General features: G+C 59.0%; 12 protein-coding genes. 7 read left to right on the plus strand and 5 right to left on the minus strand.

Going from position 1 to position 15,546, the window contains the following annotated elements; genetic code table 11:
- Window positions 1-182 precede the first annotated feature (182 nt).
- Entirely contained in the window at window positions 183-1,670 is a 1,488-nt protein-coding gene (locus tag KGB18_RS16910; protein ID WP_123719540.1) for a helicase HerA-like domain-containing protein, read from the plus strand.
- Window positions 1,671-1,762: 92 nt separating this feature from the next.
- Here KGB18_RS16910 and KGB18_RS16915 read toward each other — a convergent pair whose 3' ends face one another.
- On the minus strand, window positions 1,763-2,218 hold the full coding sequence (locus tag KGB18_RS16915; RefSeq protein ID WP_123357942.1) for a DUF721 domain-containing protein: 456 nt from the start codon (window positions 2,216-2,218) through the stop codon (window positions 1,763-1,765).
- Between the two features lie 307 nt (window positions 2,219-2,525).
- On the opposite strand from KGB18_RS16915, the gene secA reads away from it, so the two are divergent.
- From secA to KGB18_RS16935, 4 genes are all read left to right on the plus strand, one after another.
- Window positions 2,526-5,261, plus strand: coding sequence for a preprotein translocase subunit SecA (gene secA / locus KGB18_RS16920; RefSeq protein WP_052964293.1), 2,736 nt, complete (start codon window positions 2,526-2,528; stop codon window positions 5,259-5,261).
- 135 nt (window positions 5,262-5,396) lie between these two features.
- Complete coding sequence (argJ, locus tag KGB18_RS16925) at window positions 5,397-6,614, plus strand: bifunctional glutamate N-acetyltransferase/amino-acid acetyltransferase ArgJ (protein ID WP_008015216.1); 1,218 nt, start codon at window positions 5,397-5,399, stop codon at window positions 6,612-6,614.
- 162 nt (window positions 6,615-6,776) lie between these two features.
- Window positions 6,777-7,409 (plus strand): glutathione S-transferase family protein, encoded by a 633-nt coding sequence (locus KGB18_RS16930; protein ID WP_223570264.1) that lies wholly within the window; start codon window positions 6,777-6,779, stop codon window positions 7,407-7,409.
- On the plus strand, window positions 7,406-8,350 hold the full coding sequence (locus tag KGB18_RS16935) for a Nudix family hydrolase (RefSeq protein ID WP_123719291.1): 945 nt from the start codon (window positions 7,406-7,408) through the stop codon (window positions 8,348-8,350). The genes KGB18_RS16930 and KGB18_RS16935 overlap by 4 nt, the downstream gene beginning before the upstream one ends.
- Before the next feature lie 134 nt (window positions 8,351-8,484).
- On the opposite strand, the gene KGB18_RS16940 is transcribed toward KGB18_RS16935, so the two are convergent.
- The 3 genes from KGB18_RS16940 to KGB18_RS16950 are packed head-to-tail and all read right to left on the minus strand — an operon-like array spanning window position 8,485 to window position 12,068.
- Window positions 8,485-9,066 carry a cob(I)yrinic acid a,c-diamide adenosyltransferase gene (locus KGB18_RS16940; protein ID WP_223570265.1) on the minus strand — a complete coding sequence of 194 codons (582 nt, stop codon included), beginning with the start codon at window positions 9,064-9,066 and terminating at the stop codon, window positions 8,485-8,487.
- A gap of 2 nt (window positions 9,067-9,068) precedes the next feature.
- The gene (locus KGB18_RS16945; RefSeq protein WP_123719290.1) at window positions 9,069-11,105 is read right to left on the minus strand and encodes a HAMP domain-containing sensor histidine kinase; all 2,037 of its coding nucleotides are present in this window, start codon (window positions 11,103-11,105) and stop codon (window positions 9,069-9,071) included.
- 45 nt (window positions 11,106-11,150) lie between these two features.
- Entirely contained in the window at window positions 11,151-12,068 is a 918-nt protein-coding gene (locus tag KGB18_RS16950; protein WP_123719539.1) for a putative 2-dehydropantoate 2-reductase, read from the minus strand.
- A 140-nt stretch (window positions 12,069-12,208) separates the two neighbouring features.
- Here KGB18_RS16950 and KGB18_RS16955 point away from each other — a divergent pair, with 140 nt between their 5' ends.
- On the plus strand, window positions 12,209-12,694 hold the full coding sequence (locus KGB18_RS16955) for a YajQ family cyclic di-GMP-binding protein (RefSeq protein WP_007906601.1): 486 nt from the start codon (window positions 12,209-12,211) through the stop codon (window positions 12,692-12,694).
- Window positions 12,695-12,831: 137 nt separating this feature from the next.
- The gene (locus tag KGB18_RS16960; RefSeq protein WP_223570266.1) at window positions 12,832-13,674 is read left to right on the plus strand and encodes a mechanosensitive ion channel family protein; all 843 of its coding nucleotides are present in this window, start codon (window positions 12,832-12,834) and stop codon (window positions 13,672-13,674) included.
- A 166-nt stretch (window positions 13,675-13,840) separates the two neighbouring features.
- Here the strand turns inward: KGB18_RS16960 and KGB18_RS16965 are convergent, their stop codons facing one another.
- Window positions 13,841-15,163, minus strand: coding sequence for an OprD family porin (locus KGB18_RS16965; RefSeq protein ID WP_217854266.1), 1,323 nt, complete (start codon window positions 15,161-15,163; stop codon window positions 13,841-13,843).
- Between the last annotated feature and the right edge of the window lie 383 nt (window positions 15,164-15,546).

Genomic DNA, 15,546 nt, shown 5'->3' on the forward strand with positions numbered 1-15,546 from the left:
CTTGGGGTCCGCTAAAGTCTTAATGTCCAGGGCGTGCTTTTATAAAGGCGCGCAAAATGGGCAGTGTTGAAAGTAAGCTGATATTTCCACCTCTCCTTAGGGAATTACCGACGCTATTTTTCAGTCTGGTCTCTCGCTTGTTATCGGCCATGAAGGATCAAAGATTAACCATGGGTGACAAAATGCCTGACTCATTGCAACTCGTTATCGGCGCCGATCTCGCGGGCCAGTCCATCGCCCAAGCCATGCGCCTGGCCAACCGTCACGGCTTGGTAGCGGGCGCTACCGGGACCGGTAAAACCGTCACCTTGCAGCGCCTGGCCGAAGCCTTCAGCGATGCCGGTGTGGCGGTGTTCGCGGCGGACATCAAAGGCGACCTGTGTGGCCTGGGCGCCGCCGGCAACCCTCAAGGCAAGGTCGCGGAGCGGATCGCCGGGATGCCCTGGCTGAACCATAAGCCTCAGGCGTATCCGGTGACCCTGTGGGACATTAACGGTCAGTCTGGTCATCCACTGCGCACAACCTTGAGCGAAATGGGCCCGTTGCTGCTCGGCAGCCTGCTGGAACTGACCGACAGTCAGCAGTCGGCACTCTATGCCGCGTTCAAGGTGGCCGACCGCGAAGGGCTGTTGCTGCTGGATTTGAAGGATTTGAAGGCGCTGCTCAATCACCTGCGAGACAACCCCGAATTGCTGGGGGATGACGCCGCGTTGATGACCACCGGCTCCAGCCAGGCGCTGTTGCGTCGTCTGGCGACGCTGGAACAGCAGGGCGCTGAAGCGTTGTTCGGCGAACCGGCGCTGCAACTGGAAGACATGTTGCAACCGGCCGTGGATGGTCGCGGGCGCATTCACTTGCTCGATGCCAGTCGTCTGGTGCACGAAGCGCCAAAAGTCTATGCGACGTTCCTGCTCTGGCTGCTGGCCGAACTGTTCGAGCAATTGCCGGAACGCGGCGATGCCGAGAAACCACTGCTGGCGCTGTTTTTCGACGAAGCGCACTTGTTGTTCGCCGGTACGCCCAAGGCATTGCAGGAGCGTCTGGAACAAGTGGTGCGACTGATTCGCTCGAAAGGCGTGGGGGTGTATTTCGTCACCCAATCGCCGGGCGACTTGCCGGACGATGTGCTGGCTCAACTGGGCCTGCGCATTCAGCACGGTTTGCGTGCATTTACCGCCAAAGAACAGAAATCCCTGCGTGCGGTGGCCGACGGTTTCCGGCCGAACCCGGCGTTCGATGCCTTGTCGGTATTGACGGAGTTGGGGATCGGCGAGGCGCTGGTTGGCACCTTGCAAGACAAGGGCACGCCGGGGATGGTCCAGCGTGTATTGGTTGCACCGCCGCAATCGCGGATCGGGCCGCTGACCGAGACCGAACGCACCGTGCTGATCGCCGGTTCGCCTTTCAAGGGGCGCTACGACAAACCGGTCGATCGCGAATCGGCTTATGAAGTGCTGATGGGGCGCAAAGGCCTGGCGCCGGATCCTGAAGCTGCGCCGGGCAAACCTGCACCTGAAGAGCCGAGTTTCACTGAACAGGCCGGGGAATTCCTCGGTACGGCGGCAGGGCAGGCGTTGAAATCAGCGATGCGACAGGCGGCAAATCAATTGGGCCGACAATTGGTACGCGGGTTGATGGGGTCATTGCTCGGAGGCAGCAAACGCCGCTGAAAAAGCAAAGATCGCAGGCTGCGGCAGCTCCTACATTGAATGGTGAACATCCTGTAGGAGCTGCCGAAGGCTGCGATCTTTTGATCCTGCTTTTAAACCTTGGGTTTGGCGTGCGCCGCCAGGCGTTCGAGGGCCGCCCGCAGGTTTGGGTCGGTAATCCCGTCAGCCGTCGCCTGAATGGTCGCCGCCGCATCGGTCGACAAATTTATCGTATGCCCCGCCGCCCCTTGCTGAACGGTAGGCGGTTGAACCTTGAACAGGATCCGCGTCAGGCTGGCGAACTCGTCGAACAGCTGTAACTGCCGTTGCAGACGCTTTTGCTGATAACGCAGGCGGGTGGCCCAGTGGCCGTCGGTGACAATCAGCAATAAACTGCCTTCACGCCACGACGCCACATGGCAATGCTCGCGGGCAGCCGGCTGCAGCTGGCTTTCCACCAGACGTTGTAAATGACCCAGGCGTTGAGCGTGGCCAAAGATGGCTTTCAGCGGTTTGGCTTCGCGAAGCAGAACGGCGGGTGCTCTGGCCGTGAGAGGGCGAAATGCCATGATCGAACACCTGAAGTAACAGAGTGGCCATGGTAACAGAAAGCACCCGTTGCCCCCGACCCATTGCTTTGCGAGCGCTTTACCCATTAAATCAACGAGTAACTTGTGCCCTCGATGGGTTGAAGTTCAGCAAAAAGCCCTTATTTTAAGTGAGCCCCGTCACAGCGCAGTGCATGCATCGTGGAATAACGCCACTTTCCTCACCATCGTTTCCGGGTAGAATGCTCGTTCGCATGCGGCCATGAGGGCTGCACGGGCGACTCACGGGGCCGCCCTCCATCCCTTTAGTGTGGAAGATCCTGCCGATATGTTTGCGCCTTTGTTAAAGAAACTTTTTGGAAGCAAGAATGAGCGTGAAGTCAAACGCATGCTCAAGACGGTGCAGCTCGTCAATGCCTTCGAAGAGCAAATGGTAGCCCTTTCGGACGATCAATTGCGTGCCAAGACCGACGAGTTCAAGGCCCGCCTCGCCAAAGGGGAAACCCTCGACAAACTGCTGCCCGAAGCCTTTGCGGTCGCCCGCGAAGCCGGCAAGCGCGTCATGGGTATGCGCCACTTCGATGTCCAGCTGATCGGCGGCATGACCTTGCATGAAGGCATGATCGCGGAAATGCGTACCGGTGAAGGCAAGACCCTGGTGGCAACACTGGGTGTTTACCTCAACGCGCTGTCCGGCAAGGGCGTGCACGTTGTGACGGTGAACGACTACCTGGCACGCCGTGACGCCAACTGGATGCGTCCGCTCTACGAATTCCTCGGCATGACGGTCGGCGTGGTCACCCCATTCCAGCCGCCGGAAGAGAAGCGCGCCGCTTACGCCGCCGACATCACCTACGGCACCAACAACGAATTCGGTTTCGACTACCTGCGCGACAACATGGCGTTCAGCATGGAAGAGAAATTCCAGCGCGAACTCAATTTTGCCGTGATCGACGAAGTCGACTCCATCCTCATCGACGAAGCCCGTACGCCGCTGATCATCTCCGGTCAGGCCGAGGACAGCTCCAAGCTGTACATCGAGATCAACAAACTGATCCCGCAGCTGGAATTGCACGTCGAAGAAGTCGAAGGCGAAGTCACCAAGGCTGGCCACTACACCGTGGACGAGAAGACCCGTCAGGTCGAACTCAACGAAGCCGGTCACCAGTTCATCGAAGACATGCTGACCCGCGTCGGCCTGCTGGCTGAAGGCGAGAGCCTGTATTCGGCGCATAACCTCGGTCTGCTGACCCACGTTTATGCCGGCCTGCGTGCGCACAAGCTGTTCAACCGCAACGTCGAATACATCGTGCAGGACGGTCAGGTCGTGCTGGTCGACGAACACACCGGCCGTACCATGCCGGGTCGCCGTTTGTCCGAAGGCCTGCACCAGGCCATCGAAGCCAAGGAAAACCTGAACATCCAGGCCGAGAGCCAGACCCTGGCGTCGACCACGTTCCAGAACTACTTCCGTCTGTACAACAAGCTGTCCGGCATGACCGGTACCGCAGACACCGAAGCGTTCGAATTCCACCAGATCTATGGCCTGCAGGTCATGGTGATTCCGCCAAACAAACCGTTGGCGCGCAAAGACTATAACGACCTGGTGTTCCTGACCGCCGAAGAGAAATACGCGGCGATCATCAACGACATCAAGGAGTGCATGACTCAGGGCCGTCCGGTGCTGGTGGGTACTGCCACCATCGAAACGTCCGAGCACATGTCCAGCCTGCTCGTGAAGGAAGGCATCGAACACAAGGTTCTGAACGCCAAGTTCCACGAAAAAGAAGCCGAAATCATTGCTCAGGCCGGTCGTCCGGGCGCACTGACCATCGCCACCAACATGGCCGGTCGCGGTACCGACATCCTGTTGGGCGGTAACTGGGAAGTGGAAGTGGCTTCGCTGGAAGACCCGACCCCTGAGCAGATTGCCCAGATCAAGGCCGACTGGCAGAAACGCCACCAGCAAGTGCTGGAGTCGGGCGGTCTGCAGGTGATCGCTTCCGAGCGTCACGAATCGCGCCGTATCGACAACCAGTTGCGCGGTCGTGCCGGTCGTCAGGGCGACGCCGGTTCCAGCCGTTTCTACCTGTCGCTGGAAGACAGCCTGATGCGCATCTTCGCCTCTGACCGGGTGAAGAACTTCATGAAGGCGCTGGGCATGCAGTCCGGTGAAGCGATCGAGCACCGCATGGTGACCAACGCCATCGAGAAGGCTCAGCGCAAGGTTGAAGGCCGTAACTTCGATATCCGTAAACAACTGCTCGAGTTCGACGACGTCAACAACGAACAACGTAAAGTGATCTATCACATGCGTAACAGTTTGTTGGCCGCTGACAACATTGGCGAAACCATCGCCGATTTCCGTCAGGACGTGCTCAACGCAACCGTCAGCGCACACATTCCACCGCAATCGCTGCCAGAGCAGTGGGACGTGGCCGGTCTGGAAGCGGCGTTGCAGAGCGACTTCGGCGTGGCGTTGCCGATCCAGCAATGGCTGGACGAAGACGATCACCTCTACGAAGAGACCCTGCGCGAGAAGCTGATGAACGAGCTGATCGCCGCGTACAACGAGAAAGAAGACCAGGCCGGTGCCGAAGCACTGCGCACCTTCGAGAAGCAAATCGTTCTGCGCGTACTGGACGACCTGTGGAAAGACCACCTGTCGACCATGGATCACCTGCGTCACGGCATTCACTTGCGTGGTTATGCGCAGAAGAACCCGAAGCAGGAATACAAGCGCGAGTCCTTCACCTTGTTCTCCGAGTTGCTGGATTCGATCAAGCGCGACTCGATCCGTGTGCTGTCGCACGTTCAGGTTCGCCGCGAAGACCCGATCGAAGAAGAAGCTCGCCTGCGTCAGGAAGCCGAGGCACTGGCTGCGCGCATGCAGTTCCAGCACGACGAAGCACCTGGCCTGGAGCAACCGGAAGTGTTGGGTGAAGAGGTCGATGTAGCCCTCGCCACCGCACCGGTACGCAACGAGCAGAAGCTGGGCCGCAACGAGCTGTGCTACTGCGGTTCGGGCAAGAAGTACAAGCATTGCCACGGGCAGATCCAGTAAACCCGTTTCATACGCTGAAATACCCGCGCCGCGACCGGCTTATGCCGTCGCGGCGTTTTGCCATTTAAACCACCGCGCCACGTTAAAAGAACGGGGTAATGACGGTGCAGACACTACTTTTTAAGGAGCGCATTCATGGCTGTTGGTCTTGGTCCTTTGCCAACGTTGCACCCGGTTGCCGGTTTTGAACTCGGTATCGCCTCGGCCGGCATCAAGCGCCCGGGGCGCAAGGATGTCGTGGTCATGCGCTGTGCCGAAGGTTCCACAGTGGCGGGCGTGTTCACCCTGAACGCCTTTTGCGCCGCTCCCGTTATCCTGGCCAAGCAACGCGTGCAAGGCCCGGTACGTTACCTGCTGACCAACACCGGCAATGCCAACGCCGGCACTGGCGAACCAGGCCTGGCGGCTGCCGAGCGCACGTGCGCCAAACTGGCTGAGCTGACCGGTGTCGATGCAAGCCTGGTGCTGCCGTACTCCACCGGTGTGATCGGTGAGCCGCTGCCGGTCGAAAAAATCGAAGGCGCGCTGCAAGCTGCCCTCGACGATCTGTCGGTGAATAACTGGGAAGCCGCCGCTACCGGCATCATGACCACTGACACCCTGCCAAAGGGTGCCAGCCGCCAGTTCCAGCATGATGGCGTGACCATCACCGTCACCGGCATCAGCAAAGGCGCGGGCATGATCCGCCCGAACATGGCGACCATGCTCGGCTACATTGCCACCGACGCCAAAGTCTCCCGCGACGTGCTGCAAAACCTGCTGCTGGACGGCGCCAACAAGTCGTTCAACCGCATCACCATCGACGGCGACACCTCGACCAACGACTGCTGCATGCTGATCGCCACCGGTCAGGCAGCACTGCCGGAAATCACCGAAGCCAGCGGTCCGCTGTTCGCTTTGCTGAAGCAAGCGGTGTTCGAAGTCTGCATGGACGTGGCCCAGGCCATCGTGCGCGACGGCGAAGGCGCGACCAAGTTTGTCACCGTGGAAGTCAACGGCGGTGGCAATCACCAGGAGTGCCTGGACGTCGGTTACACCGTGGCCCACTCGCCGCTGATCAAGACTGCGTTGTTCGCCTCCGACCCGAACTGGGGCCGCATTCTGGCCGCCGTGGGCCGTGCCGGCGTACCGAACCTGGACGTGAGCAAGATCGACGTATTCCTCGGTGACGTGTGTATCGCCAGCCGTGGCGCTCGCTCTGCCACCTACACCGAAGCCCAGGGCGCGGCGGTGATGCAGCAGGAAGAAATCACCATTCGCATCGAGCTGGGTCGCGGCGATTGCAGCGAAACCATCTGGACCACTGACCTGTCCCACGAATATGTGAAGATCAACGCTGAGTACCGTACGTAAGACTGCGTCGACCCTATCGCGGGCAAGCCCGCTCCCACAGGTTCAGCGGTGTGCACAAACTTTGTTTGCGGCGCGATCCCTGTTGGAGCGAGGCTTGTCCGCGAAGACGGACCACCAGATGCTAAAGATTCTGGCTTGTACTCCTATCAAAAGGTCCCGAACATGAGCCTCCACCTGATCATCGGCGACAAACTGTATTCCTCCTGGTCCCTGCGCGCCGCACTGGCCCTCGACCTGACCGGCGTGTCCTACACCGAAGAACTGATCAAGCTGAACCAGCCGGACACTCGCGAGCGCGTGCTCAAGCATTCGCCGACCGGGAAAGTCCCGCTGCTGAAAACCGGACACGGCACCGTTGCCGATTCCCTGGCGATTGCCGAGTACCTGGCCGAACAATTTCCCGATGCCAGCCTGTGGCCCAAAGACACTGCCGCCCGTGCCCAGGCGCGTTCGGCGTGCGCGCAGATGCACAGCGGTTTTTTCGCCATGCGCGGCAACATGCCGTTCGACCTGAGCCACGATGCGCCACTGTCGCCGACCCCACCTGAGGTTCAGGCTGAAATCGAGCGCATGCTGGCGTTGTGGGCTGAATGTCGCGCCGTCGCGACTGAAACCGGCCCGTTCCTGTTTGGCGGTGCGACCCTGGCCGATGCGTTTTTTGCACCGATCGCCGTACGCCTGCGCACCTATCAGGTAAAACTGCCCGAGGCCGACGCGGCCTATGTCGAAACCATCTACCAATGGCCAGCCTTCAAGGCTTGGCGGAAGGCGGGTCTGGAGGAAATAGAGCGGTGAAACGAGTCCATGTAGCAGCCGCGGTTATCCGCGATAGCAACGGCAAAATCCTCATTGCCCGCCGTGCCGACACCCAGCATCAGGGCGGTTTGTGGGAGTTCCCCGGTGGCAAGGTCGAGGATGACGAATCCGTCGAAATGGCCCTGGCTCGCGAGCTTCACGAAGAGTTGGGCATTGTGGTCAATACCGCGCGGCCGATGATCAAGGTCCGCCACGATTACCCGGACAAGCAGGTGTTGCTGGATGTCTGGGAAGTCTCGGCGTTTACCGGCGAACCCCATGGCGCCGAAGGTCAGCCTTTGGCCTGGGTGACTGCGCGGGAGCTGGTGGATTACGAATTTCCGGCCGCCAACCAGCCGATCGTCGCTGCTGCTCGCTTGCCCGGCGACTACCTGATCACCCCGGACGGCCTGGAAACCCCGGCTTTGCTGCGCGGTATCCAGAAAGCCATCGCTGGCGGCATCAAGCTGATTCAATTGCGCGCACCCAACGGCTACGACCCGCAATACCGCGATCTGGCGGTGGACGCGGCGGGGCTGTGTGCCGGCAAGGCGCAGTTGATGATCAAAGGGCCGTTTGAATGGCTGGGGGACTTTCCGTCCGCCGGTTGGCACATCACGTCGGCGCAGTTGCGCAAGTACGCGGCGGCCGGGCGCCCGCTACCAGCGTCGCGCTGGTTGGCAGCGTCCTGCCACAACGCTGAAGAACTGGCGCTGGCCGAGCAGATGGGCGTGGACTTCGTGACCCTGTCGCCGGTACAGCCGACACAGACTCATCCGGATGCGTTGCCATTGGGTTGGGAGCAGGCTTCGACTTTGATTGAGGGCTTCAGCAAACCGGTGTTTTTGCTCGGTGGGGTGGGCCCGGCAGAGCGGCAGAAAGCCTGGGAAGCGGGAGCACAGGGTGTGGCAGGGATTCGGGCGTTTTGGCCTGAAGCCTGATTCTGCGGTGTTGCTGCTGGCGCCATCGCGGGCAAGCCCGCTCCCACAGTGGTTCGTGGTGGACACAGATTTGTGTACGACGCTGATCCCTGTGGGAGCGGGCTTGCCCGCGATGGCGTCTTTGGACGCGCCGACTAAACGTGGGGTTTCGCTGCCGCTTGCCACAAAATCTCGGCAATCCCCTGACGCTTGGCAATCAACCTCGCCGCCACAAACAACAAATCCGATAACCGATTGATATACGCCAGACCAACCCCGGCCAGCGGCTCGATTGCATTCAACTGCTGACAGCGCCGTTCGGCACTGCGCGCCAGGCAGCGGCATACGTGGGCTTGGGCAATCAGCGCCGAACCGCCGGGCAGAATGAAATTCTCCAGCGGCCCCAACTCTTCATTCCACACATCGATCGCCGCTTCCAGGCGCTCGATTTCTGCCGTGTTCAGTGCCTGATAAACCGGCATCGCCAGTTCACCACCCAGGTCGAACAACCGATGTTGGCAGGGCGCCAACACCTCGATTACTTCGTTCAACCCCGGGTACGTATCACTTTGCGCCGCCAATCCGGCCAACAGCACACCCACCTGGCTGTTCAGCGTATCGACTTCGCCAATGGCTTCGATTCGCGGATGGTCCTTGGGCACCCGGCGGCCATCGCCGAGCCCGGTTTCGCCTTTGTCGCCAGTGCGGGTGTAAATCTTCGACAAGCGAAAGCCCATGGTTACCTCGACAGCTGATTGAGTTCTTGAGAGACCACCGGAGTGCCCGACAACGGCAGGCGCAAGGTGAAACAGGTACCTTGGCCCGGCGTCGATTGCACTTCCATCTGGCCTTTGTGGTTGTTGGTGATGATGAAGTACGAGACCGAGAGCCCAAGGCCGGTGCCCTGACCGATTTCCTTGGTGGTGAAGAACGGCTCGAACGTGCGTTTGCGCACGTTCTCGCTCATGCCGATGCCGTTGTCCTCGACCTGAATTTCCGCCCACGGCGGATTCAGTTTTGTACGCAGAATGATCCGCCCCGGTTCGCGATCGTCTGTGCGCTGGTGAATGGCTTGCGCGGCGTTTTTCAGCAGGTTGAGCAGCACTTGTTCCAGTTCGTTGGCGGTGCCGGGCACCGGGCCCAGTGCCGGATCGAACTGCCGAATGATCGCCTGCCCCTTGAAGTCGAAACCGATAGCCAGGTCGAAGTCGTTGCCGGCAATTTCCACCGCTTGATCGATCAGCGCCGGTAAATCGCACGGGGCCATCTGCCGGGTGCTGCGGCGGCTGAAGCTGAGCATGTGCGTCACGATTTTTGCCGCCCGGGCGCCGGCCTGTTGAATGCCATCGAGTAATTTCGGCACTTCACGCGCTTGCAGGTACTGGTTGACTGTTTCCAGTTCGATGCCCAGTTGCTCGGCCTGTTCGAGGTTTTTCGGCAGATCGGGTGACAGGCGCCGACGAATGTTCTGCACGTTGTGCAGGATTGCGCCCAGTGGATTATTGATCTCATGAGCCATGCCGGCCGCGAGGCCGCCGACCGAGAGCATTTTTTCCGACTGCACCATCATTTCTTCCAGGGACAGACGCTGAGTGATGTCATCGATCCGGATCACCACGCCGCGCCCGGCACCGCCCATCAACGGGTAGAACGTCAGGGCGTAATGCTTGGACTCATCGTCCTTGAGCCAGGTAACGCGTTCGATCTTGGCCACAGTGTGTTGCTCGACGGTTTGCCTGAGCTGCGGCAGGAACGGTTTGAGCGGTTCGAAGGCGAGGAAGATCGGCTGGTTCAAGGCTTCGTCGAGACGCGTGCCGGACAGGGCGCTGGCTTCCTGATTCCACTGGGTCACGTAGAGCTGCTCGTCGAGGGCGATCAGTGCCGACGGCATGGAGTCGATGATGCTGTTGAGGTAGTTCTGGAAACCGGTGAGTTTCTTTTCGATCTTGCTGCGCACCTGAACTTCCAGTTCCAGCTTGCGGTTGGTGTGACGGGTTTCTTCGGCCAGCCCCTGGGCCTGATCGTAAGCGGCTTGGGAGTCGTCGCGGGCACGCTTGAGCTGCTGCTCCCGGGCTTCGATGCGCGAGAGCATGGTGTTGAACGCTTCGGCGAGGCTACCGATTTCGTCGTGGTTGCCGCGAGAGGCACGCAAGGCATAGTTCTCTTCCCGGGTGACTTGCCGGGACAACTCTTCGAGCTGATGGATCGGCCGGGTAATCAGGCGTTTGATCTGCCGGGCAATCACCAGCCACAACAGCACGCTGAAGATCAGAATCCCCAGGCTGGCGGTCAGGGTCCCGGTGTAGAACGCCATCGGCAACTCGCTGCTGGCCACCAGCAGCAAGTGCCCCGGCGCAACGCCGGGACGGGGCAGGGTAATCACTTGATTGCTGCGAAACTCCGTGGCTTGCCACGCTTCGAGGTGCCGGTAGTGCTCCGGCAGGTTCAGCTTGTCGCCGTGTTGCAATTGCGCCAGACGCACGCCTTTACCGTCATAGAGCGCTGCTGCACGCAGCGGCGTATAGCTGCTGAGTTCGTTGAGCAGGCGCTCGGCGGTTTGCGGCGACTTCAGGGCTTCGGAGATCAGGCTCGGGTTGGACACCAGTCGGCCGATGGTCTGCAAGGCCTGGGGGGCCATGCTTTCCTGGGAGATGTAATAGGCGGCGCTGATAAAGGTCAGGTTGGCGACCAGTAAAACGGTGGTCAACAGCACCAGCAGGGCGGCCAGCAGTTTCTGGCCGACTGGAAGGTTTTCAAGGCGCTGGCGCAATGGCATCAGGTTCATCGCTGAAAAGGAACAAGTGGCCAGCGTAGCCGCTGCTCAGTCGCTGGGCAATCCAAGGCTGCGCAGATGGGTGATCAAGCGCTGCTGCAATTGATTGAGGTGGGGCAGGTTCAACTGATGCCGCGACGCGACTTTGCAGGCATGGCCCAACAGGTAGCTGATTTCGGTGCGGCGCTGATTCGCGACGTCCTGGTACATCGAGGAGAAATTGGCCGCGGTGGCCTGGATCACCCGTTCGACTTCCTCCCGGAGATTTTCCGCCGCTGCGGGCTGGCCGCAGCGCTCAAGCAGCTCGGTGAGCTCGGCGCACAGGGTGGCGACTTCGCAATGATGTTGCTGCAAACCGCCGTTGCGGCATTCGTGCAGCACGGTCAGCGGGTTGATCGCACAATTGAGCGCCAGTTTTCGCCACAGCCTTGTGAGGATGTCCGTGCTCCACTCATGAGGAATACCGGCGGCGCTCAAGTCCTCCAGCCAGATCGGCGCCACCGGGTGGCCGGCATCCCCCAGCCAGGTGTAGCCATGACCGGCGAACACCACACGCCAATCACCATCGCGAAATGCGCCTTCGGTGCTGGAGGCGAAGATGCAGCGCGCCTGAGGCACCTGCGCGGCAACCGCGTCCTGACTGCCGAGGCCGTTCTGCAGCAGGATCAGTTCGGCGTCGGGTGTCAGCCGGTGAGCGAGCCGGGCTACGGCTTCTTCGGCGTCGTAGGCTTTGCAGGCCACCAGCAGACGGCTGATAGGCTCGTCGCTGTCGGCTGTTTCGCCGGGCACCGGATACAGCTGCGCTTCGCCATGTTCGACCAGCGTCAGCCCGCCAGCCGTCTGATAGGCCTGTAAGCGTGTCGCGTCCCGCACGATCAGCCTGACCGGAACGTCAGCCCGCGCCAGACGTGTGGCCCAAAGGGTGCCGAGGCTGCCGGCGCCCAAAATATGCCAAGGGGTAGACATCAGCTTTTTGCCCGGTTTGTCGCTGGCATGTGAGGCTCGCAGTATCGGTTGGAAAAGACCCGTTATAATGAGCCCGATTTTAACCGCAAGCCAAGCGCGCTCCTTCGTTATCGAGCGTGCCTTTTTATTGGAGAGATTACATGCCGTCGTTCGACGTGGTATCCGAACTGGACAAACACGAAGTCACCAACGCGGTCGAGAACGCCGTCAAGGAACTCGATCGTCGTTATGACCTGAAAGGCAAAGGCACCTTCGAGTTCAAGGAAAAGGACCTGACCGTCAACCTGACCGCGGAAGCCGATTTCCAGCTCGAAGCGATGATCGAGATCCTCAAGCTGGCCCTGGTCAAGCGCAAGATCGACGTGCAGTGCCTTGAAGTCAAGGATGCCTACGCGTCGGGCAAGTTGATGAAGCAGGAAGCGGTCCTCAAGGAAGGCATCGACAAAGAGCTGGCGAAGAAAATCGTCGCTCACGTCAAAGACGCCAAGCTCAAGGTCCAGGCCGCCATTCAGGGCGAGCAAGTGCGTATTACCGGCAAGAAGCGTGACGATTTGCAGGAAGCCATCGCGGCCCTGCGCGCCAAGACGTTCGACATGCCACTGCAGTTCAATAACTTCCGCGACTGACTTTTCAAGCGGGAACCTCTTGGCGTTTTCGACGTCCGAGGCCCAAGCAACGGCAGAAACGACTGGGTCCTCACGGGTTTGGTCTTTCTGCCGCTCATTTTTTGCGTGCCGGGTAGCCGGAAATCAGGAGAAAAAAGATGGATTTGAATGCTGAAGTGGACAACCTGGTCAAGGCATCCCAAGCCTGGATTCCGATGATCATGGAATACGGCAGCCGCGTGCTGCTGGCGGTGATTACCCTGGCCGTCGGCTGGTGGCTGATCAACAAAGTCACGCAAAAGCTTGGCGGCCTGCTGGCGTTGCGTAACGCCGACCTGGCGCTGCAAGGTTTCATCAGCAGCTTGGCGAACATCATCCTCAAGGTTCTGTTGATCGTCAGCGTGGCCTCGATGATCGGTGTCGAAACCACGTCGTTCGTCGCCGCCATCGGTGCCGCCGGCCTGGCAATCGGTCTGGCCTTGCAGGGCAGCCTGGCGAATTTCGCCGGCGGCGTGCTGATTCTGTTGTTCCGCCCGTTCCGCATCGGTGACTGGATCGAAGCCCAAGGTGTTGCCGGTACTGTCGACAGCATCCAGATCTTCCACACCGTACTGCGTACCGGCGATAACAAAACCATCATCGTGCCTAACGGCAATCTGTCGAACGGCATCATCACCAACACCAACCGTCAACCGACTCGCAAAGTGGTATTTGATGTGGGTGTGGATTACGAGGCGGACTTGCAGAAGGCCCGCGAAGTGTTGCTGAACCTGGCCAAAGATCCGCGTGTATTGGCTGAGCCGGCACCGGAAGCCGTAATTTCTACGCTGGGTGACAGTTCGATCACTGTTTCCCTGCGGGTGTGGGTGAAGACCGCCGACTATTGGAATGTGATGTTCATGTTTAACGAACAATCCCGTGATCGACTGAAAACAGCCGGTATCGATATTCCGTTTCCGCAGCGAGTTATTCGTATGGTTCAGGAGACTGTGCCGCAATAACGTCTCGGATATAACCTGGCGATGAGGTCAGGTTTAAACTAGTTAGCTTGCTATTTAAGAAGTTGTGTTGGCGCTGAGTATGTAGTGGATACAAAAAAACCGCTCACCTGGAATCAGGTAAGCGGTTTTTGTTTGTTGCTGGTGTAGCTATCGTACTACCGCTGAATTACAAGATGCTCAGTGGGTACTCGATGATTACACGGGTGTCGTAGTTGTCAGATGCATAGCCGCTGTAAGCGCCGTTCGAGCGATAGTTGGCGAAACGTACGCGGAACGACAGGTCTTTGGCTGGACCTTCTTGCATAACGTACTTGGACTCAACGTTCCACTCGTTTTCCTTGCCTTCGCCCAGACCGTTGGTGGTGATGTGATCACCCATTACGTAACGGGTCATGAAGCTCAGGCCCGGTACACCGTAGGTCTTCATGTTCAGGTCGTAGCGAGCCTGCCAGGAGCGCTCGTCGCGACCTACGAAGTCGGAGATCTGAATGGAGTTGGCTACAAAGATAGTGCTGTTGCCGTCAACGCCATAGTAGTAAGCGTTGTCGCCGCTGGAGCGTTGGTGAGCAACGGTGAACTTGTGGGCGCCGATGCTATAGGCAGCGGCCAGGGACCACAGATTGTTGTCTACGCCGAGGGTGCCGTCGCCAATGGCGTCAACCTGATCGCCGCGGTCATCGCCTTTGGTTTTATAACCGTTGAAGTCGAAGTTCAGGGACTGATCGTCGTTGATTGGCAGGGTGTAGTTCAGGTTGACGTAGTATTTTTTGAAGTAGTCTTCAGCATCCGACGCAGCCACAGCACCGGTGAAGTTATCAGTGAAAGAGTAGCTGGCACCGAAGATGTTGATGCCGTTGCTCAGGCCTTTGCCGTGATTACCATCTTCATCTGGCAGGCCGCCGATGCTGTCGCGAGCCATGCCGGTTTGTTTGCTCAGAGCGGTGAAGCGACCGGCGGTCAGTTCCAGGCCTTTGATCTCTTTGGAAGTGATCAGGGTACCGGTAGCAACTTCTGGCAGCATACGGCTGTCGTCAGTAGCGAATACTGGGCTGGCAACAAACTGCTGGCCGTATTTCAGCACGGTGTCGGAAAGACGCAGTTTTACTGCACCGCCAATCTTGCCCTGGGATTTTTCAGGGTTGTTATCGCTATCGACTGCGAACAGACCGGTACCACGGTGGCCCGAACCGCCGTCAAGTTTGACCGCGCCCATTGCCATGGCATCGAGACCGAAGCCTACTGTGCCTTGAGTGAAGCCCGACTCGTAAGTGAGCAACTGGCTGATACCGGACTCCTGACGATAGCCGGAGTCTGCGTTGTTACGTGCACCGTTCTTGAAATCACGGTTCATGTACTCAAAACGGGTTTTGAGTTTCAAGCTCTGGTCGCCGAAGAAACCCTTGGAGTCATCTTGAGAAGACGCCACTGCGAACTGAGAGGTACCAGCTGCAACAGCCAGTGCGATCATGCTCCACTTCATCACGCGCATCGTGATTTGCTCCTTTGGTTTTTAGAAGAGTACTGCCGTCCCGCCTGTTTTATTATCCGGGCGGCTCTTTCTTTTTGTGTCGGCGCAAACTTATATCACGCCGACCATGTTGGCGATACTTGCGCATCTAACCTTTCAGCTTCTTTACGACCCTGTCGCAAATGGCTGGGTAGATGTCGCAAATTCACAATCCCGACGCAATCGGACTGACAACTTCAGCGTTGTTTTCCATAGCTTGAGCATCGGTAAAAAAGAGTCCCTGGTCCTGCACTTGAATCTCCATCGGGCAATCCTGCCACTGTTTTTATTGGCCTTAAGGCTTCCACTTCCAGCGGACGCCTTATAGACGATATAGGTGTGAATGCAACAAGCGTGCACAAATC

The organism is Pseudomonas sp. BF-R-26, from assembly GCF_019947395.1.
Lineage (GTDB): Bacteria > Pseudomonadota > Gammaproteobacteria > Pseudomonadales > Pseudomonadaceae > Aquipseudomonas > Aquipseudomonas farris.